Origin of the sequence: Aneurinibacillus migulanus (assembly GCF_001274715.1) — a bacterium.
Taxonomy (GTDB): domain Bacteria; phylum Bacillota; class Bacilli; order Aneurinibacillales; family Aneurinibacillaceae; genus Aneurinibacillus; species Aneurinibacillus migulanus.
In genome coordinates this window covers 164,039-187,214 of sequence record NZ_LGUG01000013.1, presented here as the reverse complement: position 1 = coordinate 187,214, position 23,176 = coordinate 164,039, and the positions used below count along the sequence as shown (strand labels likewise).

Annotated in this window: 29 protein-coding genes and 1 riboswitch; of the genes, 10 read left to right on the top strand and 19 right to left on the bottom strand. The window is 42.8% G+C overall.

What is annotated here, in order from left to right:
* Positions 1–16: 16 nt before the first annotated feature.
* Positions 17–1,003, bottom strand: coding sequence for a lipoate--protein ligase (locus AF333_RS30030; protein ID WP_043063595.1), 987 nt, complete (start codon positions 1,001–1,003; stop codon positions 17–19).
* A gap of 146 nt (positions 1,004–1,149) precedes the next feature.
* On the opposite strand from AF333_RS30030, the gene bacA reads away from it, so the two are divergent.
* Positions 1,150–1,947, top strand: coding sequence for an undecaprenyl-diphosphate phosphatase (gene bacA / locus AF333_RS30025; protein ID WP_043063594.1), 798 nt, complete (start codon positions 1,150–1,152; stop codon positions 1,945–1,947).
* Between the two features lie 266 nt (positions 1,948–2,213).
* Here bacA and AF333_RS30020 read toward each other — a convergent pair whose 3' ends face one another.
* Positions 2,214–2,753: a C40 family peptidase gene (locus AF333_RS30020; protein ID WP_052811682.1), complete on the bottom strand. Its 540-nt coding sequence runs from the start codon at positions 2,751–2,753 to the stop codon at positions 2,214–2,216.
* 6 nt (positions 2,754–2,759) lie between these two features.
* Positions 2,760–2,899, bottom strand: a riboswitch (cyclic di-AMP (ydaO/yuaA leader).
* A gap of 160 nt (positions 2,900–3,059) precedes the next feature.
* Here AF333_RS30020 and AF333_RS30015 point away from each other — a divergent pair.
* Positions 3,060–3,803, top strand: coding sequence for an alpha/beta fold hydrolase (locus AF333_RS30015; RefSeq protein WP_052811681.1), 744 nt, complete (start codon positions 3,060–3,062; stop codon positions 3,801–3,803).
* Positions 3,804–3,899: 96 nt separating this feature from the next.
* Here the strand turns inward: AF333_RS30015 and AF333_RS30010 are convergent, their stop codons facing one another.
* Positions 3,900–4,214, bottom strand: a complete 315-nt coding sequence (locus AF333_RS30010) for a rhodanese-like domain-containing protein (protein WP_080787538.1) — start codon at positions 4,212–4,214, stop codon at positions 3,900–3,902.
* A gap of 73 nt (positions 4,215–4,287) precedes the next feature.
* Here AF333_RS30010 and AF333_RS36530 point away from each other — a divergent pair, with 73 nt between their 5' ends.
* Together AF333_RS36530 and AF333_RS37100 are read left to right on the top strand one after the other, a co-directional pair.
* On the top strand, positions 4,288–4,461 hold the full coding sequence (locus tag AF333_RS36530; protein ID WP_235497064.1) for a hypothetical protein: 174 nt from the start codon (positions 4,288–4,290) through the stop codon (positions 4,459–4,461).
* Between the two features lie 142 nt (positions 4,462–4,603).
* Complete coding sequence (locus AF333_RS37100) at positions 4,604–4,756, top strand: aspartyl-phosphate phosphatase Spo0E family protein (RefSeq protein ID WP_080787532.1); 153 nt, start codon at positions 4,604–4,606, stop codon at positions 4,754–4,756.
* A gap of 131 nt (positions 4,757–4,887) precedes the next feature.
* Here AF333_RS37100 and AF333_RS30005 read toward each other — a convergent pair whose 3' ends face one another.
* Positions 4,888–6,408 (bottom strand): glycine betaine uptake BCCT transporter, encoded by a 1,521-nt coding sequence (locus AF333_RS30005; RefSeq protein ID WP_043063593.1) that lies wholly within the window; start codon positions 6,406–6,408, stop codon positions 4,888–4,890.
* Positions 6,409–6,654: 246 nt separating this feature from the next.
* Complete coding sequence (locus AF333_RS34045) at positions 6,655–6,828, bottom strand: hypothetical protein (protein ID WP_158502270.1); 174 nt, start codon at positions 6,826–6,828, stop codon at positions 6,655–6,657.
* A gap of 226 nt (positions 6,829–7,054) precedes the next feature.
* Here AF333_RS34045 and AF333_RS30000 point away from each other — a divergent pair, with 226 nt between their 5' ends.
* Complete coding sequence (locus AF333_RS30000) at positions 7,055–7,279, top strand: DUF1128 domain-containing protein (RefSeq protein ID WP_043063592.1); 225 nt, start codon at positions 7,055–7,057, stop codon at positions 7,277–7,279.
* 211 nt (positions 7,280–7,490) lie between these two features.
* Here the strand turns inward: AF333_RS30000 and AF333_RS29995 are convergent, their stop codons facing one another.
* Positions 7,491–7,844, bottom strand: coding sequence for a DUF3139 domain-containing protein (locus AF333_RS29995; RefSeq protein ID WP_235356561.1), 354 nt, complete (start codon positions 7,842–7,844; stop codon positions 7,491–7,493).
* Positions 7,845–8,699: 855 nt separating this feature from the next.
* Entirely contained in the window at positions 8,700–8,837 is a 138-nt protein-coding gene (locus AF333_RS36525) for a hypothetical protein (RefSeq protein ID WP_235497063.1), read from the bottom strand.
* Positions 8,838–8,944: 107 nt separating this feature from the next.
* Between AF333_RS36525 and AF333_RS29985 the strand changes: the two genes are divergently transcribed.
* Both AF333_RS29985 and AF333_RS29980 read left to right on the top strand, forming a co-directional pair.
* Positions 8,945–9,211, top strand: a complete 267-nt coding sequence (locus tag AF333_RS29985; protein WP_043063590.1) for a hypothetical protein — start codon at positions 8,945–8,947, stop codon at positions 9,209–9,211.
* A 67-nt stretch (positions 9,212–9,278) separates the two neighbouring features.
* Positions 9,279–9,470 carry a hypothetical protein gene (locus AF333_RS29980; protein ID WP_043063589.1) on the top strand — a complete coding sequence of 64 codons (192 nt, stop codon included), beginning with the start codon at positions 9,279–9,281 and terminating at the stop codon, positions 9,468–9,470.
* Positions 9,471–9,647: 177 nt separating this feature from the next.
* On the opposite strand, the gene AF333_RS36520 is transcribed toward AF333_RS29980, so the two are convergent.
* Positions 9,648–9,851 (bottom strand): hypothetical protein, encoded by a 204-nt coding sequence (locus tag AF333_RS36520; RefSeq protein WP_235497062.1) that lies wholly within the window; start codon positions 9,849–9,851, stop codon positions 9,648–9,650.
* Between the two features lie 442 nt (positions 9,852–10,293).
* Between AF333_RS36520 and AF333_RS29970 the strand changes: the two genes are divergently transcribed.
* Together AF333_RS29970 and AF333_RS29965 are read left to right on the top strand one after the other, a co-directional pair.
* Positions 10,294–10,887: a molybdenum cofactor guanylyltransferase MobA gene (locus tag AF333_RS29970; protein WP_043063587.1), complete on the top strand. Its 594-nt coding sequence runs from the start codon at positions 10,294–10,296 to the stop codon at positions 10,885–10,887.
* A gap of 93 nt (positions 10,888–10,980) precedes the next feature.
* A complete protein-coding gene (locus tag AF333_RS29965) occupies positions 10,981–11,304 on the top strand; it encodes a hypothetical protein (protein WP_043063586.1) in 324 nt (107 codons plus the stop codon).
* Positions 11,305–11,494: 190 nt separating this feature from the next.
* Here AF333_RS29965 and AF333_RS37095 read toward each other — a convergent pair whose 3' ends face one another.
* The 7 genes from AF333_RS37095 to corA all read right to left on the bottom strand — a co-directional run bounded on the left by AF333_RS37095 (position 11,495) and on the right by corA (position 17,997).
* Positions 11,495–11,623 (bottom strand): hypothetical protein, encoded by a 129-nt coding sequence (locus tag AF333_RS37095; protein WP_268753654.1) that lies wholly within the window; start codon positions 11,621–11,623, stop codon positions 11,495–11,497.
* 132 nt (positions 11,624–11,755) lie between these two features.
* Positions 11,756–12,610: an alpha/beta fold hydrolase gene (locus AF333_RS29960; protein WP_043063585.1), complete on the bottom strand. Its 855-nt coding sequence runs from the start codon at positions 12,608–12,610 to the stop codon at positions 11,756–11,758.
* Between the two features lie 352 nt (positions 12,611–12,962).
* Positions 12,963–14,303: a sodium-dependent transporter gene (locus tag AF333_RS29955; RefSeq protein WP_043063584.1), complete on the bottom strand. Its 1,341-nt coding sequence runs from the start codon at positions 14,301–14,303 to the stop codon at positions 12,963–12,965.
* Positions 14,304–14,397: 94 nt separating this feature from the next.
* Positions 14,398–14,721, bottom strand: a complete 324-nt coding sequence (locus tag AF333_RS29950) for a thioredoxin family protein (RefSeq protein ID WP_043063583.1) — start codon at positions 14,719–14,721, stop codon at positions 14,398–14,400.
* Positions 14,722–14,971: 250 nt separating this feature from the next.
* On the bottom strand, positions 14,972–15,391 hold the full coding sequence (locus AF333_RS29945; protein WP_043063582.1) for an Hsp20/alpha crystallin family protein: 420 nt from the start codon (positions 15,389–15,391) through the stop codon (positions 14,972–14,974).
* Between the two features lie 104 nt (positions 15,392–15,495).
* The gene (locus AF333_RS29940) at positions 15,496–16,836 is read right to left on the bottom strand and encodes a sodium-dependent transporter (RefSeq protein ID WP_043063581.1); all 1,341 of its coding nucleotides are present in this window, start codon (positions 16,834–16,836) and stop codon (positions 15,496–15,498) included.
* 207 nt (positions 16,837–17,043) lie between these two features.
* On the bottom strand, positions 17,044–17,997 hold the full coding sequence (gene corA, locus AF333_RS29935; RefSeq protein ID WP_043063580.1) for a magnesium/cobalt transporter CorA: 954 nt from the start codon (positions 17,995–17,997) through the stop codon (positions 17,044–17,046).
* Between the two features lie 145 nt (positions 17,998–18,142).
* Between corA and AF333_RS36515 the strand changes: the two genes are divergently transcribed.
* Positions 18,143–18,358 (top strand): hypothetical protein, encoded by a 216-nt coding sequence (locus AF333_RS36515; RefSeq protein WP_235497061.1) that lies wholly within the window; start codon positions 18,143–18,145, stop codon positions 18,356–18,358.
* Here AF333_RS36515 and AF333_RS29930 read toward each other — a convergent pair.
* From AF333_RS29930 to AF333_RS29915, 4 genes are all read right to left on the bottom strand, one after another.
* Positions 18,276–19,235, bottom strand: a complete 960-nt coding sequence (locus AF333_RS29930) for an ABC transporter ATP-binding protein (RefSeq protein ID WP_043063579.1) — start codon at positions 19,233–19,235, stop codon at positions 18,276–18,278. The two genes, AF333_RS36515 and AF333_RS29930, sit on opposite strands and share 83 nt — an antisense overlap.
* A 25-nt stretch (positions 19,236–19,260) precedes the next feature.
* A complete protein-coding gene (locus AF333_RS29925) occupies positions 19,261–20,190 on the bottom strand; it encodes a C40 family peptidase (RefSeq protein WP_043063578.1) in 930 nt (309 codons plus the stop codon).
* On the bottom strand, positions 20,187–21,296 hold the full coding sequence (locus AF333_RS29920; protein WP_043063577.1) for a mandelate racemase/muconate lactonizing enzyme family protein: 1,110 nt from the start codon (positions 21,294–21,296) through the stop codon (positions 20,187–20,189). The genes AF333_RS29925 and AF333_RS29920 overlap by 4 nt, the downstream gene beginning before the upstream one ends.
* A 149-nt stretch (positions 21,297–21,445) precedes the next feature.
* Entirely contained in the window at positions 21,446–23,089 is a 1,644-nt protein-coding gene (locus AF333_RS29915) for a peptide ABC transporter substrate-binding protein (RefSeq protein WP_043063576.1), read from the bottom strand.
* Positions 23,090–23,176 lie beyond the last annotated feature (87 nt).

The following is a 23,176-nucleotide window of genomic DNA, read 5'->3' as shown; positions in this document are numbered from 1 at the left end:
TGTAGCGCTATCCTGTCTAAAATAAGCACATCATAAATTCATCTTCTGTTAACGGGCCAAAGTACGCTTTCAGATTTAGTTCCTGCAAGGCAGTGCGAATCTCATCCTCATCATAACGTAAGCCGATCAGCTTCTTCTCGATTTCCGCAACGTCTTCACTACCGAAGAAATCACCGTAAATTTTGCATGCTTCTATCCGGCCTTTCTTCACATTGACTCCTACTTCTACTTCTCCGCAAGCAAAACGCTCAGACTTGCGCACATCAAAGGACGGCGATGAGCCGTAATTCCACTCCCACTTGCTATAACGCTCATCCATCATCTTCTGAATGGTAGCCTTATCTTCATCAGTGAGCACATATTCTTCCATCGGCTCACCCGCTTCCTCAAACAAATAATGCAACAGGAGTTCCTTAAACTCTTCGATCGTGCTCCTCTTCTCCAGATACTCGCTAATGTTGGTAACACGGCTACGAACGGATTGCACACCTTTGGACTTGAATTTGTTTTCTTTTACTTTAAGTACTTCCTGCACCCGATCAAGATCGGAATCGAATAGAATCGTACCATGATGCAGCACTTTTCCTTTATGAACGAATTGGGCGTTACCCGAGAATTTCTTTCCTTCAATCGCCAGATCGTTCCGGCTGTTAAACTCAGCCGGTACGCCGAATTTGCGTAATGCACGGATAACCGGTTCCGTAAATTTGCGGAAGTTGATGCCACCCTCTTCATCTTCCATAACATACGTGAAGTTCAAATTGCCCAGATCGTGATATACGGCTCCACCGCCCGTCATGCGCCGCACCACATGAATTCCGTATTTCTTTACAGCTTCCGGATTGATTTGCTCAACGGTATTCTGATTGCGTCCGATAATGATGGACGGTTCGTTCTGCCACAAGATCACATATGATTCCTTCGGATCAAGGTGTTTTAGGGTGTATTCCTCAAGTGCAAGGTTGTAGCGTGGGTCTGTCGACTGATTTGTAATGTATTTCATTTCCATAACTCCCCTTATATACTTAGCTTCGTCGCCTGCAGAAACGCTTATTTTTCGAAAAAAGGTGGTTACCTTACCTCTCTAATTATATAATAATCTCTGGTGAACAGCCTGATTAAAATCGGAGGTAGGTTTGGAGGAGAAATATGGACCAATACATAATTGCGATTATTCTCGGTATCGTCGAAGGCTTGACCGAATTCTTGCCGGTATCTTCGACAGGCCATTTGATTCTGACCGGAGAGCTGTTGGGTGCTACTGAAGAAAAGTGGAAGACATTCGAAATCGTTATCCAGCTCGGCTCTATCTGTGCCGTCCTACTCCTGTTCTGGCGACGGATTCTGGGACTTCTAGGTATCGGTAGAAAACGGACGATAGGACCACAGCTCAATCTACTACACATCTTTATCGGTATTCTTCCTGCTGGCGTGTTGGGCGTGCTGTTACACGGCTTTATTAAAGAAAAACTTTTTTCTTCATTTACCGTACTGCTTAGCCTTATTATCGGCGGGATTCTTATCATTGTCGCCGAGAAAATGCAGCCTCGTACCACTGCGGAGACAATAGACGACCTTAGCTATAAACAGGCATTCGGCATTGGTCTGTTTCAGTGCCTGGCGCTATGGCCCGGCTTCTCCCGCTCAGGCGCAACGATTGCCGGGGGGCTTTTGCTTGGGACAAGCCGTAAAGCAGCGGCCGAATTTACATTCATTATGGCGATTCCTGTCATGATGGGAGCCAGCGGACTCGATTTAATTAAGAGTTGGGATATGCTTGCAGCGAGCGACCTGGGCTTCTTCGCCGTCGGTTTTATTACAGCATTTATCGTCGCGGCGCTGGCTATTGTTTCTTTCTTGAAGCTTGTAGAACGGATTAGTCTGACACCGTTCGCTATCTATCGCTTCTTATTGGCGATTGTCTTTTACTTCTTCATTCTTCAATAAATATAAGAAAACCTCGCGGGCATTGCCGCTCGTCCTTTTTTCACAAAGACGTCAAACGGCTGCTTAGTGTCACTTCGGGCGAACCGACAAAACATCTGGGTATCTCAGGTGAGGGAGACAGTTGTCGGTCTTTTTCGCCCGTCGTGCCACACGCTCCACAAGAAAAAAGCAACGTTTGGCACACGCCTCGCGAGCTTTTTCAAGCGGTAACTTTCTTACCTAATAAAAAATACGTGACCCTGAAAACGGGCACGTATTTTTTATTATTATCGAATGATTCTTTTTGCTGTTTTATAGTATTTTTTGTACCAGGACCAATTGAGGTCACTAATAGCTACGTTCCTTTTCGAATTTGCCATATCAAGCAGCTTACCGCCTCCAAGATATACGCCTACATGGGTAACCCCTTTTTTATTCTTATTCGTGCTGAAAAAAACAAGGTCACCTTTCTTTAACTGACTTTTCGGAACATAAGAGCCATATTTGGCTTGTCCATCATCCCAACGTGTATGTAGATTGATTCCGTTCTTCTGAAAGATATAGTAGGTAAAACCAGAGCAATCCATATATTTTCCCGCCGTATACTTATGGTTGTATTTTGCTTTGCCCATCAGACTTTTACCGGTTTTGATGATGTTGTTAATGACTTGGCTTTCATTCTTGATGTTCACGCTGCTGCCAGCCTTCGCGGAAACGCTTGCGGCGGAAACGCTTGCGGCGGAAGCGCTTCCCGGAACGGCCATACCTCCGAGTAAGATACCTGCTGCCATGAATCCTGCTGTAATTGCTTTGATGTGTTTTCTCACTACTGTTCTCCCTTTCTTCTCTGCCGACGAGGTTAGCTGACGGGTTCGGTTGAAAGGCGCCCGACCGCATAATATGCGAATTCACCCCAAATGCTCGGTTCCCCCGTTCCAATTTTTTCATCAATTGGATTTGGCATTTTATTTTTGGTCACGGTTTATACCTTAACGTAAATAAAGGAAGAAGGCATTGTAAAAAATATGGCGAGAAAACCTTACTTTGTCAAAAATGTCTTTCAAAGATACAAAATAAGTAAAATTAAGGTATTATTTTCACGAGTACGAATTTTTTGTATCGGGGGAGATGAAATGACACGACTACAAGAGGATTGGTGTTTCAATCAGGGTATAAAGCTCCATTATCTGGATAGTAATCCGAATGACAAAAAACATTTGCCTTTATTGATTTGTCCCGGCCTTTCCGAACCAGCAGAGAATTATGTGCCATTCCTATCAGCGTTGCCAGCAAGGCGATGCATCGCTCTTTCTTTTCGGGGAAGAGGGAAAAGCGACTCTCCTCAAAAAGGCTACTCTCTGGAGCATCATGTAAGCGATATGGAAGCCCTGGTTCAACATATAGGAGTAGAAGCCTTCTATCTTATGGGCTACTCAAGGGGTGTTTCTTATGCACTTGGGTACGCTCTTCAATATCCAGCACGTATTAAAGGACTGCTACTGGCAGAGTACCCGGCAGAACACAAGGAAATGCCTAAAGGCTGGGCAGATGAGTATTTAGTCAGTTACTGGGGAAATAAGCAGGGAGCAAGTTTATTGAAAGCTCATGTTGTCAGGGGAATTGAGAAGGATTCGAGACAAATTGATTTTTGGGATGAACTGAAGAAAATCCAATGCCCCACAATCATCATGCGAGGAACAGGAGAGGAATCCTTGCTTTCCGATAAGGAGGCTATGCGATATGTAGCCTGCCTGCAACCGGCGCGCTCTCATATAGAAGTATTCGAAGGAGCGGGCCATACGATTAAAGATTCTGATCACGAAAAATTTGTTGAAGTCGTAAATCAGTTTCTAAGCAACATAGACACCCGACCTTAGCAAAAGGGAAAGCACCGCTTTTCGCGCGGTGCTTTCTTTAGCAAGCTTAAATATGTATTCACCCAGGAACGAAGGACAGCGAACGGAGCTCCTTTACTACGCTAAATGGTGTTCAATCTCCGCCATTCCACCCTCGACATTCACTACCTGTTCAAACCCGTTACCTAACAAATATTGAGTAACATGCCAGCTCCGGACACCGTGCGCACAAATAATATACATCGTTTTCGTTTTATCCAGAGCATCCAGCTTCTCGGGCACTGTGTTCATTGGCACAAGGTGCGCTTTATCCAGGTGACCTGCTTCCCACTCATATTCCTCACGTACGTCCATAATGTATGCATCATCAAGATCACCGTTTTTATACTTGGCTGCAAATTCATCTGCCGCAATGCTATGTTTATTCATCATAATTTCTACCCTCTCTCTTATATAAAATTCATCCTGCACCATTTTAATTATAACCAGCCTATATGCATCTGATTTGATAAATCGACAAATTCTTGTGGTGAGAGGTAAGAAAAAAAGGAAGGACGGTGGGCGGTCGGAAAAAGACACGTTTGCCTTTCTTCCGCTGGAGTGCAGGGCACATCCAACCTCTTCTTTTTCTGAATCGCCTCCTTCCAACCACACTCCCCTGTCAAAATATCAAGTGTAATTTATATAGTGTAGAAAGATAACTTTTGACAAGGTTCAAAAAAACTTTCCTTTTTTATGGATTTTTTGTCGAAATAGGATAAAATAGAATTCATATAGTTATATAATACTATAATTCAACAATAAAAAAGGGGTGATATAGGATGGAAGAACTCCTTAGAAAGATTGAAGAATTACGCCGACAAATGCTTCAAACAGCGGAAGAGAGAAGTCTGGCGGACCCCGAAGTATGCAGAATCAGCCAGCGACTTGATCACTATATCAACGAATACCTTAAAGCGGTTCGGACTATTTGAACATCTGCAGACTATATATCACCCTTTTTCATATAACGTTCCTGTAAACACATCTCTATCTCGGACTTTTTGAACATCCTCTTATAACAAATCAGGCGGGGAAATGCTCCTCCCCGCCCGCTGCTAATATTCTAATCGTCTTCCAAAAGCGTCTCCAGCCTTCTACGGAGCGCTTTTTCTTCTTTTCGTTTTTCTTTTGCCTCTTGCTGTAGCGCTTTAACAATAGAGAAACACATAGCCACCAAAATGATCGCAAACGGCAGCGCGGTAACGATCGCGGCCGTTTGTAAGCCGTTCAAGCCGCCGCTCATCAGCAACACGACTGCAATGGCCGATTGTAATACACCCCAGATAATTTTAATTTTTGCATCTGGATGCAAATCACCTTTCGATGATAGCATACCCAGCACAAATGTAGCGGAGTCAGCGGAGGTAACAAAAAATACAATGATTAGAAGCGTCGCAAGGACTGCGAGAATCGTGCCGAGCGGCAAGGTCTCCAGCATTAGGAACAGTGGCATTGTGACGTCTTCCTGAGCTATCTGTGCCAGATTACTTCCTTCAAATCTCACCTGATACAATCCAGTTCCACCGAACACCGTAAACCATAGGCAGCTAAACAATGTCGGAACAAACAGGACAGCAAGCACGAATTCACGAATTGTTCTTCCTTTTGAGATGCGGGCGATAAATAACCCGACGAACGGTGCCCAGGAAATCCACCAGGCCCAGTAGAACAACGTCCAGGAGGAAATCCATGAATTATCTGTGAACGGGGTCAGGCGCAGACTCATCTGTATAAGATTCTGTAAGTAGCTGCCGAGCGTCGACGTATACGTATCAAAGATAAAAGTCGTAGGCCCGAGAAACAACACGAAGATCAAGAGCCCAGCCGCCAACACAAGATTGGTATTACTTAAAATTTTTATACCCCGGTCCAATCCTGTGGTCGCGGATACGAGGTACAATACGGTCACCACAACGATGATAATAATCTGAGTGGTAATAGTATTGTCCATTCCCGTTAAATGAGTAAGTCCTCCGTTAATTTGCAATACACCAAGGCCAAGCGAGGTTGCTACACCAAATACGGTAGCGATTACAGCAAGAACGTCAATCGTCTTGCCAAGCGGGCCATTCACCCGTTCTCCGAGCAACGGATAGAATGTAGAGCTAATAAGACCACGCTGTCCTTTACGAAACTGGAAATAAGCCAGCGAAAGCGCAATGACCGCATAAATAGCCCACGGCTGTAATCCCCAATGGAAGAAGGAATAACGCATGGCCAGTTGTGCAGCTTCCTGCGTACCTCCTGTACCAGTTGGAGGCGTTAAATAATGGCTCAATGGTTCAGATACGCCCCAGAATACGAGACCGATTCCCATCCCTGCGCTAAAGAGCATTGCAAACCAGGTTGGCAATGAATATTCCGGCTCATCATCGTCTTTACCCAGCTTAATTTTTCCATACTTGCTCAATGCCAAATAAAGTGCAAACACCAAGAAGCTAAAGGCAGCCAGCAAATAAAACCAGCCGAACTTGTTAACCGTAAATGCAAGTGCTGTATTCGTTACGCTTCCCATGTTTTCCGGCATAAATGCGCCCCATAGAACAAATAAAAGAATGACTGCTATTGAAATATAAAAAACCAAGAAATATCACCTTCACTTCCGTTCATTTTCTTCATATGTTTTTATAGTTTTATTCTTTCCATGTATACGACATATAATGAAAAGCCGTGATACATACATAAAACTCCAATTTTATCACCTCCTACTTATATTGGAATAATGACCTTATTTAGCGTAACATACTTTCCAGATAATATGTAAACTGTCGCAATTTTGGTTCATTTACTATAAAAACCTTCGCAAAAGCAGCGAAGGTTTTCTTTGCATTTATAATAAGGGAAGATGAAGCGTAGAGAATGCCTCTGCCTCCTCTTGGTCTCGCTTTTCCTTTGTCATTCTCGCTTCTTTTGCTTTAGCAGTTGCCAGGATTTTCGCCGGTTCTTCTTTTGCTTCATACATTTCCTCTCTTACGATGGAACGCTGATATTCAATTTGATTCACTTGCTTCCTCTCCTTATTCGGTTTTTCATTTAACTGACAAGCTCTCTTGCTTGCTCTTTATTCTACTTCCACGTAAACAAAGAAGATGAACGATATTTTAAACTTTTCTGAACATTAATTTGCGTTTATGTACTAACAATACAGATGAAATGTGTACAGCAAGGAAGAATCCTAACAAAAAACGTGATACAATAAGTAAAATACGTAGTCGGGAAAGGTGAAGAGGATGGACTTATCGAAGAAAACAAGTGAAAATATCGAGTTTATGCTCGAAGGAATTACAAACAAGCTTCGTATGGTAAACGTTGGAGCGATTCAGCCTTCTCATTTTGACGAAGAAAAATATGAGGATTTACGCGATATTTATGATATGGTTATGCGAAAAGACCAGTTTAGCACAAGCGAACTGCAAGCCATCGTAACCGAACTAGGCAACTTACGCCGCGGCTAATCCGTTCTAATAAAAATGGATGATTTTTGGCACATGAAAAACACAGGGGGCATTTTGCCTCCTTTTTTATGTTTTTTTGTATCTAAAAATCATCCCAAAAACAACATCGTTAAAATGTACGTTTTTTGTACAATAAAAGAGACCGATACATCTTCGTATAAAACATACAAATAGGTATAGTTAACTCTAGAAGGTGTCACAGTCACTAATATTAACTTTCCATATGTTTGTACCTATAACCTTTTGGTTTAAGTGACGAGCCTATTTGGATTATTTCTCCACTTTCTATTTCTCTATAAAAATACCTCACATCAGATTCATCTGTAAAAACAACTTCTACAGCGAATAATGGAGCTTTACCAACAAGACCTTTAATACTGGAAATATTACTATTTTCTATCCCTTTTTCCATCACTAGATAATTGTGGACCTTATTTTCTAAACTGATTAATGTGGTTTTAATGTAAATGAAAGGGGTAGAAATTAGGGCTATGACAAGAAGAAAAATAATGATCTCTCTTTTTTTTATTTTATTCATTGTTCCTTTTTTATGTTTTATAGCCATATTTCACCAATTACTTTCCATTGTAAGGATTATGGATATACCTATCAAGAAACCAAAGCACCAAAAATCAAGTCAACATACATCCCTAAACATGCAAAAATAAGCCAATTTCGTATGATAATGAAAAAGCGACTTCAACACTTTAAAAGCAAATTACAGACAAAAGAAAAAGCCATTCCAAATCTAGAACGGCTGCTTTAGTTTGTAAAATGAAAATTACCGAATGTTATATCCATTCTCTTTTTGCTTTTTACGATTTACATAGTGCATAGAGATGGTAACAATAACTCCCAGAAAAGAAGTTACAAGCATCCCAAATCCCAAGCTAAAGTATCCTAATTCCTTATAAAAGCCGAGAGGTATTAATACAAGTCCTATGACAAAAGAGATCAGAGTAGGATAGATGATATATTTCTTACTTAATCGAAACAGATTTAAAAAGCAAGAGAATAAAAAAGCTACACTTCCTATTAATAATCCGAAGTTTATAGGAGTCATTAGAAATTATCGCCTCCATTATTTACAAATTGATTCTACATTATTTTGGTAATTTTTACAAACATGTACTATGTTTTTCTTGCTGCTTGGCTCCATAAACTATGGTTAGCGAACTTAACAAGGGAGCTTTCCTGATACATCTGAAAACTCCCCTGTTTACATATCCAAGATTATCAGACATAAAAACAACTTATAAGAAAATTTATGGAAATATTCCCCTAATGAATAATAATTAGATATAATTACTTATTATGTAAAACGGCTCAGAGTGATATGTCAGTATCGAAAAAAGATAGAAACAAAACTTTATTATTTTATCAAGGGTGTTGGTTATCCAGTATCATCCAAAGTGTATAGTCACTTCAACCAGTCCCAAATGGGTGTCGATTCGTCTCCCGTACAGAAGGTTGTTGTGCTCGCTTCTTGTTCCGGAAGAGAGACGAAAAGCCCTGTTCGTGCCTCGTTGTTGGTGTCTTTTCCTCTCTGAATAATCAACACTCTTAGTATTCACAGGTGGATAGGTACCTTTTTTCTTCCACCTTATGGATAATCAACAGTTTTCCAACAAAGGCTGATATCTGTTAAAAGGAGGAGGCTTGACTTTGAATACAATCAAAAATAGCGAAGAAATCAAGATTTTATATGATGAATTATGGAACAAGCTTCAGAAGCACGACGAGATATACGTGAAAAAGATCTTAAACAATTGCTTAGTAAAATTAGATAAGGCTCAATCAAAAGACTCTATTCCTGATATGTTAAAAAGTTTATTTAAAAAGCCTATGTTTTGGATTGGTTTGATATCGGTAATAGTAATGGTGCCGATTATATTTACTCTATTTATCTGGATATCATTATTAATCGAATAACTTCAAGAAAAGATTCCAAAGGTGTCAATTACTCAATTTTGTGTTCTGATGGGAAAAGGTGGGGGTTATGGTTAAATTTCTATCTTGGACTTTTATTATCTTCATGCTTGTCCTCTTCTTACTTTGGGGTATCCTGACGATTACAAACGGCGCTCCAGAGATTGTAGGACCTGTAATTATCACAGGTATCATTTTTGTAATTGGAATGCTCGCATACATTATCAAACTGTTAAAAGAAATTATAAAAAACTCCCGATAACCGGGAGTTTAACTTGCATAGGCAGTATTATCAAACATAGATCGTTAAATATATACTTTTCTCAACTATCCATTCCCTTTAGTTTAATAAGCAATAGGAGCAAAATGCCTCAAATCAGATTCAGTAATTCCTTTTTTCTTTCCTTCATCTGAGATTCTATATTGAAATTGATGTACGTTATTGTGTGCAAAGTATATAAATTACACTTGATATTTTGACAGGGTAGCGTGGTTGGAAGGAGGCGATTCGGAAAAAAGAAGAGGTTGGATACGCCCTGCGCTCCGGCATAAGAAAGGGCAGCGTATCTTTTTCTGACCACTCCCACCCACCGCCCTTCCTTCTTTTCTTACCTCTCACCACAAGAATTTGTCGATTTATCAAATCAGATGTATATAGTATGATGAAAATCATCTGACAGATTATAGTAGCCCACCTGTTACTGGATCTAGAACATCTATATCTCATCTGAATGTTTAATAATCATTTATTTACTTTATTTGTATAATTTGTTAGTGTTTTATTTGGGTATTTCCTCCAATTAAGAGATTTCGACTTAAGAGAAGCAGTTGTACAAACTACTTTATACAAAGATGGGGTATGGCAACGGGAAGATTCGGATATTTATCAGAAAAAGGCAGAAGTAAAATTCGAGGCATATGGTTGGTAGAAAGGTTCCCTATACGAGTTAAAAGCTAAGCATCATGTAGTTAATAAAGATGGGGAAACAGATATTTCTAAGACATCCTCCGATGTATTAAGAGCAAGGAAAAAATAAACAACTGTTTACTACATAGCTATGTAAAAAGGAAAGGGGGAAATCACGGTGAAAAAAAGGAGTTTTATTACAGTGACCATTATGTCGGTTTCTTTGTTAGCTATCTCGGGAGCAGCATTAGCCTCTCAAGGAGCAGAAGAAAATTTATCGCTACCAAAAGAAATAAGTGAAAAACTAAAAATGAATGTACAATCTAATGATTACACCCTTCAGTCCCCTAAGACAAAGGAGTTTCACGCTAAAACATTAGCTCTCTTAAATATTGGAATGAACCAAAGCGACTCCAGTAATCATAAAATACAAAGCACTGTAAATGATTTTGAACATGGCTTGAGGAATATGTTACCTGTCTATGATAAAGATGGACAAGAATGGATATATTGTTCGTATATACAAAGCAATTTTATTGAAAGAGAAATTTCTAAAAAGTATTCTCCAAAGGTTGAAACTTCCTTCATTATAGCAATTGAAAATGCTATGAACCAATCTCGACAAGCAGGGGATACTGTTCCAATTATCCTGATTAACAAAGAACTTACCAAAGGAAAAATTGCTTTTCTTCGTAACAAAGGTGAAGGAGAAATGATTACTAAAGATTTTGATTTAGACAAAGAAGCTAACGAATGGTATGTAGAAAATTAAGTGAAATGAGAAAGCTGAGGCAGTTGGTATTATTCCCTCAGCTTTTTCATTTGAATTTTTAATAAAGCACAAAAAAATAAGGAGGGATAGGCAGTGATCTTGGATGTTATAGGAGCACTGGCCTGTTTATATGTCGCACTTGAAATAATTATGTCAATTTTTCATTGGTATAAAAATAAGAAGTATAATTGCTTAATTTATAAAACAGATGATACTAAAGATTTTTTCTCAGTCGCGAATCAGCTAACTGAAGATGGAGTACCTTTTATTATACGTTTCTCTAGCAGCATGAGACTAAGCTATAACAAATGTGTAGAATTAACAAATAGTACATTAACGCGGTATATTTATATCGAGAAAAAAAATGAAAACACCGCCCTACATACACTCAAAAAATTAGGTTGTATTAAATTTTAGAAGTCTAGCCCACTTTTTAATGAAAAGATACGCTACTTCTATGCGAAAAAAGCTTGATTTCAAAGGTTGTCTGGCATCTCATATAAGGATGCAACCGAGATACGTGTAAAAATAGGACATACAACTACATTATTACTATATAAATTACACTTGATATTTTGACAGGGTAGCGTGGTTGGAAGGAGGCGATTCAGAAAAAGAAGAAGTTGGATGCGCCCTGCGCTCCAGCAGAAGAAAGGCAAACGTGTCTTTTTTCGACCCGCCCACCGCCCTTCCTTCTTTTCTTCCCTCTCACCACAAGAATTTGTCGATGTATCAAATCAGATGTATATAGTTAGCTTAGTAGCGATTCAAAATCCATTATCAATAGATGAAGGGTTACAAATTCGGTTGTGCCGATTGTAACCCTTCTTGGTTTGTCTATTGTTTAGCTATTTAAGTCCTGTAATGCTTACACGGCTGAAGTATGGTTCGAGATAGCATTAATTATAGTATCCCAATCGTCAAAGTGAACTTCGTGACCCGTTCCTTCGAGGGTTAGCATCGATGCATTGGGAATTTCATTAGCCAGAGCTAGACCATGCTCATATGGAAGCACCGTATCTTCTGTGCCATGGATAACCAAAGCAGGTACATTGATTCCTTTTAACTTTCCTTCATAGAAATCATCGCCTTTAAGAAGTGCATGATTAAACATACTGAGTAGATTGTTAGCTCGTTTTATTTCTTTGGTTACCTGCTTATAAACTCTCTTCTCATCGAATGTATGCTTTGAACCACAGAGCAAACGTGACCCTGCAACCAAGTAATTTGCAACCGATTCTTCATCTGACCAATTCAGTGTAGCTCCATTGGCATGGTAAGCGAGTATCTTCTCATCCATCGGAGGCAAATCCCGGTTGTTGTCATCAGACCCGAAAATACCTGACGCTATCAAAGTTATGGTTAGAACTTTTTTAGGGTGCCTTAATGCTACAATTTGAGCAATCATACCGCCCAATGACATACCGACAATGTGTGCTTGGTCAATACCGTATGCATCAAGTACCCCAACAGCATCATCAGCCATGTCTACTACGGTATATTGAGAATTCCCCGGCTCATAGGTAATGGAACGTCCGACATCGCGGTTATCATATCGAATAACATATCGTCCCGTGTCGGCTAATCGTTGACAGAACTCTTCATCCCAATAAACCATCGAACACATAGCTCCCATAATCAGTAAGACCGCCGGATGGGTTGGATTACCGAAACTCTCTGTGCATATATCAATTCCATTAATTTTATTTATCTTTTCACTCATGATTAACTCCTCATTTCATTCGAATTTGTTAATTTAAAAAAGGCACACCCAAATAAACCCACACATTTTTCAAAAAAAAATGGATGAGCATAAATGAACAGTACCTCAAATTAACGTAAACGAATGAACTTGATAATCATGATAAGCACTCTCCTATAAGAAGTGAATAAAGGTTTTTAACCTCTTTCTGATTATAACATACTTCTGCCAGTTATCATTCTATATAAATTACACTTGATATTTTGACAGGGGAATGTGGTTGGAAGGAGGCGATTCAGAAAAAGTTTTGCCCTTATAAGCCCCACAAGGGGAATATAAGGGCAAAATAGACTCCTATCCGTGATTAAGCTTCCTATAGTATACCTGTTACATCCAAAAATACGATAATAATAGCCAGTGGTGCCACATAACGGATAAAGAAAAACCAGGCTGCAAACCAATACTTGCCGTACTTCGTGCCTACGCTTAGTTCATGTAGCAAAGTTTCTTTCCGCATCTTCCACGGTGCAAAAATCGCAATAAGCAAAGCTCCAAGCGGAAGCAATACATTACTGACGGCATAATCCGCCAGGTCAAACGCCGTTTTGCCAAGCCATGTTACATTGCTTAGTAAACCGAATGACAGCGCAGACGGCACACCAACAAGAAATACCAGCATTCCTCCCCATATTGCGGCACGCTTCCGCCTGTCTGGCTTACCCGCTGTCCATGCCGCCACAATAATCTCCAGCATGGAGAATGCAGACGTAAGGGTAGCAAATAAGAACAGCACTAGAAATATAATAAAGAACAAATGACCAAACGGAATCTGTGCAAATACGGAAGGCAATACAATGAACAACAGCCCCGGCCCTTCCGTCGGCTCCATTCCGAGCGAAAATACCGCTGGAAAAATCGCAAGACCCGCCAGAAATGAAATAAGAACCGTTAGACTCACGATGGAGGTTGCTGAACGGGTGAGGCTTTCTTTACGTGACAAATACGAACTGTATGTCACCATGACCGAAGCCCCGACCGTCAACGAGAAAAACGATTGTCCCATCGCATACAGTACGACTTCGGAAGTTAATTTCGAAAAGTCGGGTTTCAGAAAAAACGTTACGCCTGCCCATGCCCCTTCCAGCGTCAGGGAGCGAACGATTAATGCTATAAATAGTAAAAATAAAGCCGGCATCATATATTTATTGGCTTTCTCGATCCCTTGCTGTACGCCTCGGGCTACTACGTATATTGTACATAGTAGGAACAAAAGCTGCGCCACCACCGCCTGATACGGGCTTGCAATAATTTCCCCAAACAGGCGGTCATATGCCACATTTCCAGTCCATAACTGTCCTGTAACTCCCCGAAACAAATATAGCAGAATCCAGCCACCTACTACACTGTAAAACGACAGTACAAGAAAACACGTAAGTACACCAAGACGCCCAATCCATGGCCACGCCGACCCCGGTACCAGTACCTTGTATGCGCTTACTGCTTCTTTTTGCGTACTACGTCCGATAAGGAATTCCGCCAGTAAAAGCGGCATCCCCACCAATACTGTAAACAGTAGAAACAGAACGAAAAAGGCTCCTCCGCCTCCCGTACCCGTCATATATGGAAATTTCCAAATCGCCCCCAGCCCGATAGCCGAACCGGCTGCTGCGAGAATAAACCCCAACCTTGAGGTCCATTGTGCTTGCTGACTCATTCTTTCTCTCTCCTCTTCTCCTCTGCACTTATTCATGCTAAGCTATGTTGTCAATCAAACAACTGTTTCAGCATACTATGTTTACTTTCATTCATCAAGTTTCTTTCTTCATCAACGGTTTTAAGACGTTATATAAGTCAGGAACCGAACGCATCGCATACACTTTGCGACTACATGCCCCTCCTTCTATAAGGCTCAGGCACGGTACGCTTTCGATTTTCCACTCCCGGGCTAAATCTGGCGCAAAGTTAATATTGCATTTATACAACGGAAGCGCGGTCATTGTAGCCTCAATTACCTCAAGCATCTTCTCGGCGACACCGCATGTGCCACACATAGGCGTATAAAAATAAATAGCAAACGCCGCATCTGCATTCTTGCACCGCTCTTGAATGTCTCCGCTATCCACTTCTGTCATTCTCCATTCCCTCCTCGCAACGTTTGGCAACACCTCGCGATTTTTTCTTTCCTAACCATGAGAAAGGAGCCTATACGGCTCCCTTCTTTGTACCCTTATAGAGGATGTTCAAAAAGTCCAGGAAACAGAACTGCGAATTTCTGCGTTGCGTTGCCCCTCCGTTGCTCACGTAGTCTCCTACGCTCCGCTGCTCGAGTCTGCCGCGCCTTGAACTTCACGGCTCTGTTTGTCCTCCTTTTTGAACAAGCTCTTATAGAAAATCAATGTCGACTTTTTTCCTGCGGTCCATCAACGATTTCGGCATTCGAATTTCCAGAATACCGTTCTTGTAGCTCGCTTTTGCATCCTCGGCTGTCACCGAACTTGGCAAATTCACCACACGCTCGAAACGGCCGGAAAATCGTTCCCTACGATACAGATTCTCTTCCCGCACCTCATGCATTTTATTAATGGTGCCGCTGATTGTCAGCATGTTGTCATCAATATGAATGTCAATGTCTTCTTTCTTCTCGATGCCGGGAATCTCGCAGGATGCCACCACATGCGTCTCTGTTTCATACACATCGATACGCGGAGAAGATGACTCCGGTATCAAATCCGGGAACATATTCATGAATTCCCTCTTCAACGTATCAAGATTCCGAAAGCGGTCTCCAGGAATAAATGGCATAGCAGTGCCCTCCTTGGTATTAGGATATCTTGGTTCTCCTATTATTTTACCAAAAACAGCCTCAAACAAACATGGAGGTTTTGTTAATACAAATGAATCCAGAGTTAAATAACCCCTACTACATCGAGAAATACAATAATAATTGCTATCGGCGCTACATAACGGATAAGCAGCAGCCAGGCAGCAAACCAGCGTCGGCTTATGCTTGAGCCTGAATTGAATTCGGCAATCAGCACGTCACGTTTCATTTTCAACGGAACGAAAATAGCTATCAGCAATGCACCAAGCGGCATTAAAATGTTACTCACAAGAAAATCAGACGCATCAAAAATAATTTTGCCGAAAATCGTCATGTCACTCCATACACCATATGACAACGCAGAAGGAATTCCTACTACAAAAATCGCAAGTCCGGTTAGCCAGGTTGCTTTTTTACGCTTATCCTTATTCCCCTTAGCCAGCGACGCAACGATAATTTCCAGCATTGAAAATGCGGACGTGAGTGTAGCAAACAGGAATAACGCTAGGAAAATCGTCAGGAACAGACCGCCGAACGGAATCTTGGCAAAGACGGACGGCAGCACCATGAATAGAAGGCCCGGTCCTGCTGTTGGCTCTACACCAAGCGAAAATACTGCTGGGAAGATGGCAAGTCCCGCCAATAGGGAAATAGCCAGATTAAGCCCTACAATAGAAGTTGCGGAACGTGTTAGACTTTCATTTTTCGCCAGATAGGAGCTATACGTTACCATAACGGAGACCCCCACGCTCAGGGAGAAAAACGATTGCCCCATCGCATACAGTACCGTCTCCGAAGTCAGCTTGGAGAAATCAGGTTGTAAGAAGAAGGCTACACCAGCCCACGCTCCATCCAGCGTTAAGGAACGGACGATTAAAATAAGGAACAGGAGAAACAGCGCAGGCATCATGTACTTATTGGCTTTCTCGATGCCATCCTGCACACCCCGTGCCACTACAAGGATGGTCAGTAGCATAAATACAAACTGCGCTCCAATTGCCATAGTCGGGTCGGTAATAATTTGTTCGAATAGCTTGTCGTAGCTTTGCGTTTCATGAATGAGTTGCCCTGTCACGCTACGAAAAAAATACAATAGAATCCAACCGCCTACTACACTATAGAAAGATAACAGAATAAAGCAGGTAGCAACTCCTAGCCTACCGATCCATTGCCAGCCTGAATTCGGTGCAATCGTTCTATAGGCGGTAATCGCTTCCTTCTGGGTACTGCGGCCAATGATAAACTCTCCAAGCAGCAATGGTAGACCGATTAGTACAGTAAAAAGCAAAAACAATACAAAGAAGGCGCCACCCCCACTCGTTCCTGCTACATAAGGGAACTTCCAAATCGCCCCCAGACCGATAGCCGAACCGGCAGCCGCCAGAATAAAGCCAAGCTTCGATGTCCATTGTTCTGTTTGTTTCATGAGTCTCCCCTATCTTCCCTTGCTTTTGTTTTGTATAAACTTTTTTACGCTGTATTACAATGTTTTCAGAATTTATATTATATCATACAACTCTTTGCCTACAAACAAAGCTATAAACAAGGAAACAAAGAAAAATCAGGAAATATTTGCGAAATTGCTCTCTGATAAAAAAAGGAGGCCCTGGAGAGGGACTTCCCCCTGGCCCCTTTACATATCGAACCATCCTTTGCGGCGGAACCACCAAAACAATGAACCCGCTACTCCCAGCATAACGCCCCATATAATAAAATATCCGTATTTCCATTTTAACTCCGGCATATAATCAAAATTCATCCCATACACTCCGGCGATGAATGTTAATGGAATAAACACGGAGGAAATAATCGTTAACGTCATCATTATATTGTTCATCCGGTGCGAAGTCATAGAAATATAGCTGTCTCGCATATCTGCGGTAATGTCACGGCTCGCATCCACTATTTCTGACAATCTCAGCAGATGGTCGTGCACATCCGTAAAATATACACGCGATTCTTTAAACTGACGCAGACGCTCCGAATTCAAAATCCTGTACAGCAAATCTCTCATGGAGGTCACTATGCGACGAAGCTTAATCAAATCGCCGCGAATATCGAACACTTCATCCATCAAACGCCTGCTGAAGCTTTCTTTCATTGTGCTATCCAATTCATTGAGATTATCCTCGATTTCGTATACGGCCGGAAAATAATAATCTACCAGCTTGTCGATAATTAAGTAGCCGATATAAGTCGGTCCTTCCGTCCACATATCCTGATTCTCCCGGATTTTCTCCCAGACTTCCCTAATTTCGCGCAGAGGCGTTAAATGGAACGATACGATAAAATTATCCCCGATAAACATATCTACCTCTTCAGCATCCAGCGTATCCAGATTTAACGCATGGAGAACAAAAAAATTGTACGTATCATAATAGTCAAGCTTGGGCCGCTGCAGAAAGTGGAAACAATCTTCAATCGCCAGCGGATGAAAGTGAAAATATGTATCGAGCAGCCGACCTTCTTCCTCCGTCGGAGCTTGAAAATCCACCCAGTACCATAGGGGATTGACGGCCGACAATTGGGGCACGGGAATATTCTCTATAAGCTCTAGTTCATCTGTAAGCACCAATGTAGATATCAAGCTACACTTCCCCTTTCTTTTCTCTTTCTACCCTTCTTTCTTTCCGAGTATGCACCATGCTGTCTCCCTTTGCTTCAAAGATGAAGAAGTAGGGTAAAATCATAAACGCTGGGTACTATATTACCATACCCTATATACATCTGATTTGATAAATCGACAAATGTTTATGGTGGGAGATAAGAAAAGAAGGAAGGTCGGTGGGCGGGAGCGGTCGGAAAAAGAGCAAGTCAACGGAGATTCTTCCGTTTCTCGCTCTTTTGTTGTTACATATCCATGGTTCAATTATACAGATGACAAGCAGCATAATGTTGTACTGCGACTTCCTGCCAAATTGGCTTTTGCTCCGCACACACAGGCTTAGCCATCGGACATCTCGTTCGGAATACGCAGCCACCGGGCGGATTTATCGGACTCGGTACGTCTCCTTCAATCTGAATACGCTCCCTGCTCATCTCCACATCGGGGTCCGGTACAGGAATAGCTGACAACAGTGCTTGTGTATATGGATGCTTCGGATTTTTATACAGTTGGTCGCTCGTCGTTAGCTCCACCAAATTACCGAGATACATTACACCAATACGATCACTGATGTGCTTTACCATCGCTAGGTCGTGGGCAATAAACAAATAGCTCAAGTTACGCTCCCGCTGAAGCTTCTTCATCAAATTCACAACCTGCGCCTGCACCGATACATCAAGCGCCGAAATCGGCTCATCTGCAATGACCATCTGCGGATCTGACGCCAAAGCTCGCGCGATGCCGATCCGTTGCCGTTGGCCTCCACTGAATTCATGAGGGAAGCGGTTTGCGTGTTCTTTGTTTAATCCGACCATCTCCAGCAGTTCATGCGCTCGTTCGTGTCGTTCCTTTCGAGAATAGGAACCGTTTATTTCCATGCTCTCGGTAATGATATCCGCAACAATCATTCGCGGATTCAGTGAGGCGTACGGGTCCTGAAAAATCATCTGCATCTTCATATTAAAGCGTTGTAATTCTTTTCCTTTTAACTTATGGACATTCTTTCCTTCATACAGCACTTCACCCTGAGTGGGTGGATACAGCCCGATGACTGTTCTGCCAGTCGTTGATTTACCGCAGCCTGATTCACCCACCAGACCGAATGTTTCCCCTTCATAAATCTCGAACGATACATCATCGATCGCCTTCAGCAATTGATTTTTTCCCAATGAAAAATATCGTTTCAGCCCGTTTACCTGAAGCAGCTTCCTTGCTCCCATAGTCCGCCCCTCCTCGCCTGTTCGTTTATTCCCAGTATCGTCGGGAGATACAATGCTCGTTCTCATATTTGTAGCCGCGAAGCGGAATAATCTCAACTGAGCTTATCGTCTCTGGAGAGTGAATCATCATACCTGCTCCTGCGTAGATGCCTACATGATGAACCGCTCCCCTCCCTTCTTCATATGCGAAAAACAACAAATCACCAGGTGCCAAATCCTCGGGCGCGATCTCTTTTCCATACATCGCCTGATCAGACGCATCACGCGGAATGATAATCCCTTGCGATTTGTGCATCGAATAGGCAAAGCCCGAGCAATCGTAGCCAAAGGACGACATTCCTCCCCATAAATATGGAAGTCCAAGGAACATCTTCCCCGTTTCAAGAATGCGGAAGCCACATTCCGCATCTTTTCGTGCGCTTCCATCTGTTACGGTCACATCATCCGCCCAAAGCAACTGTGGGCCATCCGGCGTCGCTACTGTAATCCATTCTTCATCTTGCGCAAGTACCGGCAGCCGTGTCAAAAAGCTAAGCACAATTCCCTGGTTATACCGATCCCGGTATAACCTCGTTTTTGGACGTGATACGACCGCCCATCTGCGCTTTTCTAGAGCAGCCATATATTCTGTATTTTCCTTGACCTGGCGGCGAGGCATCCACCCCGGATAACCACGACTTTCTTTGCGTGATGCCTGATCGGGAATAGCAACACGTATCCAGTCATCCGCATCCTCTAAAATCTCCACTGGTGTACCGTATAAAGCCTGGGTCTGTACAAGATTGCGGTCATGCAATTCTAGCTTATCATCCAGACTCATACTTCCGATCCAACCTTCAATATCGATCGGGTTCCCTAATACATGAACATCGAGTGTTCGGGGAGATTCGGGAGCGGTCCAGACGGTTGCTACCGTAGTCGCCACTGCCCACCCTGTCTGTTTTACCTGCGTCATGATACTTGCCCCACCCCCTCATTCGCACTTGTGGCAATTCCATCAATCCCTAGCCCCGGTTTGTCGGGCAGCGTCAACACTCGCCCTTCGTACCGGACGCCTCCGTTCACCATATCCTGCGCCATCATAAGCGGCGCATCAAAATCAAAGCGTGTAATGTTTTTCTTACTGGCGGCGAAATGTGCAGCAGCAGTAACGGCCAGCCTCGACTCGATCATGCTGCCGACCATGCATTCAACCCCGCATTCTTCCGCCATATAGTTAATCATCTGGGCTTTGTAAATACCGCCCGCTTTCATTAATTTAATATTGATAAGGTCTGCCGCCCTACGCTTTAGCACCTCGAACGCCTGCATCGGAGAAAATACACTCTCATCTGCCATAATTGGTGTATCTACCGCATCCGTTACTGTTTTTAACCCTTCCAAATCATACGCTTTAACCGGTTGTTCTACTAGCTCGATATCAAGACCCATCTCTTCCATCTTGCGAATGGAGCGTACTGCATCCTTGACCTGCCATCCCTGATTAGCATCCAGTCGGATTTTCACCTGACTGCCGATGCGACTGCGAATCTCTTTAATCCGTGCGATGTCTTCCTGAATGTTGTCTTTACCCACTTTAATTTTAAGTACATTAAAACCTGCTTCAATATAGCGCGCCGCGTCCTCTCCCATTTCTTCCGGTGAATTGACGCTAACGGTATAATCGGTCTCAATCTCATTGCGGTAGCCACCCAGAAACTGATAGAGCGGAAGTCCGCAGCGCTGGGCCAAAATATCATAGAGTGCCATATCCAACGCAGCCTTTGCACTGCTGCTGCCAACCATAGATTGGTGAATGATATGGAAAATGCGCTCATACGCCAACAGGTTCTGTCCGATAAGTTGGGGACGCATTACATGCATAATAGCCGACTCAATACTATCCAGGCTATCTCCCGTAATGACCACTGTCGACGGCGCTTCCCCCCAGCCCGCAAGTCCGCTCTCCGTCGTAACTTTTACCAGAACGGATTCTGCATTGACCACTGTACGTAGCGCAGTCTTGAACGGTTTTTTTAACGGAACAACCTGCCGTTTCACTTCAATGTTTCGGATTATCATACTGTTGCGCCTCCTATCCTTACGTCCCTACCATATATATGAACCTATCGCTGTGCACGCCCCTTCACATTCGGATATTGGAAGGACAGAACACGCTATGCGGGCAAAAAAAGGGGAGGTCCGCCTGCCGCGGACGTCCCTCCGCTATCCTATTTTATATCCGCCCATTTGAAATCTATATAACCGAACGGATGTCTCACAATGCCTTCCACCTTGTCGCTTTGCAAATAGGCTTTGTTGTAATAATAGAGCGGAATAATCGGTGCCTCGTTCATGAGAATTTTCTCTGCCTCATGCATCATTTGATAACGCTTTGCATCGTCCGCTTCGTTGTACGCATCCTGAATGAGTTTATCGTACTGCGCATTGCCCCAACCGGTCCGATTCATGGAATTTCCGGTCTGAAAGCCTTCCAGGAAGTTAATCGGATCGGCGAAATCCGGCAGGAATGAGGAACGTGACAGCATTAACTCCCCTCTTTTTTGCTCATCCTGCAGCACTTTCCATTCTTTCGTTATCAGCTTAACCTCGACGCCAAGTACCTCTTTATACATTTCCTGCATTGCCTGGGCAATTTTCGGGTGCGTACTACTGTCGTTATATACAAGAGTAATTTCTGGCAGCTTCGTATATCCTTTCTCCTGCATTCCTTTTTGGAGCAATTGCTTTGCTTCTTCCGCATTAAACTTCAATAGCTCGCCGCTAACATCACGGAAATCTCCGCCTGCCGGATCCTTAAATCCATAGGAAACAAAGCCAGTAGCCGGTTTTTCTTTTCTTTTGTTAATCAAATCAACGATTTTCTGACGGTCAAGAGCTAGATTGAACGCCTTACGAATATTGACATTATCGAATGGTTCTTTTTTAATATTGAAGCGGTAGAAGTACGTTCCCGCCCCGTCCTCAACCTTGGCTTTGTTCTCCGCGAACAACTGGTCACTTAAATCGGGCGGCACATTCGTCGTTGCATGCAGTTCGCCTGTCTGGTACATCTGATACTCGGTACCAAGGTCGTCAATCATCTTCCATGTCACACCATCAAGCTTGACATTGGCAGCATCCCAATAGCTTTCGTTCTTGATCATCTTAATTTCATCATTATGCTTCCACTCACTCATTTTAAACGGACCGTTGCTTACATATGTGCTGCTCTCGGCAGCCCAGTTTTTATTGCTCTCCACCGTCTTTTTATGAACCGGGAATAGCGCAGGGTTAGCTACCATATTGAGAAAGTAAGAAGCCGGTTTAGCGAGTGTGACCTCCAGCGTTTTCTCATTTATCGCTTTCACTTTTACGTCTTCAGCCTTACCCTTACCAGAGTTGAAGGCTTCAGCTCCTTCGATAACATACGCCAGAAAGGCTGCCGGAGATGGAGGTGCAGTTTTTGGATCGAGCATCCGCTTCCATGCATACTCGAAGTCCTGCGCAGTCACCGGCTCCCCGTTAGACCATTTCACTCCGTCTCGAAGGGTGAATGTATATTTCTTTTTATCCTCCGACACTTTCCATTCTTTAGCCATAGCAGGTTCCGGTTCCTGATTTTTGCCGAGACGAGTCAATCCTTCCATCAAGTTAGTGAGAATATCATATGAACGCTCATCAAACCCAATAGGCGGATCTAGGGAGGTCGGTTCCTCTTGGTTGTTGTACATCAGAATCTTGGCCTTTTGTTCCTGCTTGGCCTGCCCAGCATCCTGGTTTCCTGGTGCAGCTGTATCATTCGTTGAGCAGCCTGCCGCCAGTACACCCAATGCCATCGTACAGCTGAGCAATACCGCTGAAAGCTTTCTCACATTGATTTCCCCCTTTTTATATAAGAAAAACTCGCGGGCGTTGCCTCTCGTCCTTTTTCCACAACGAAGCCAAACGGCCGCTTTATG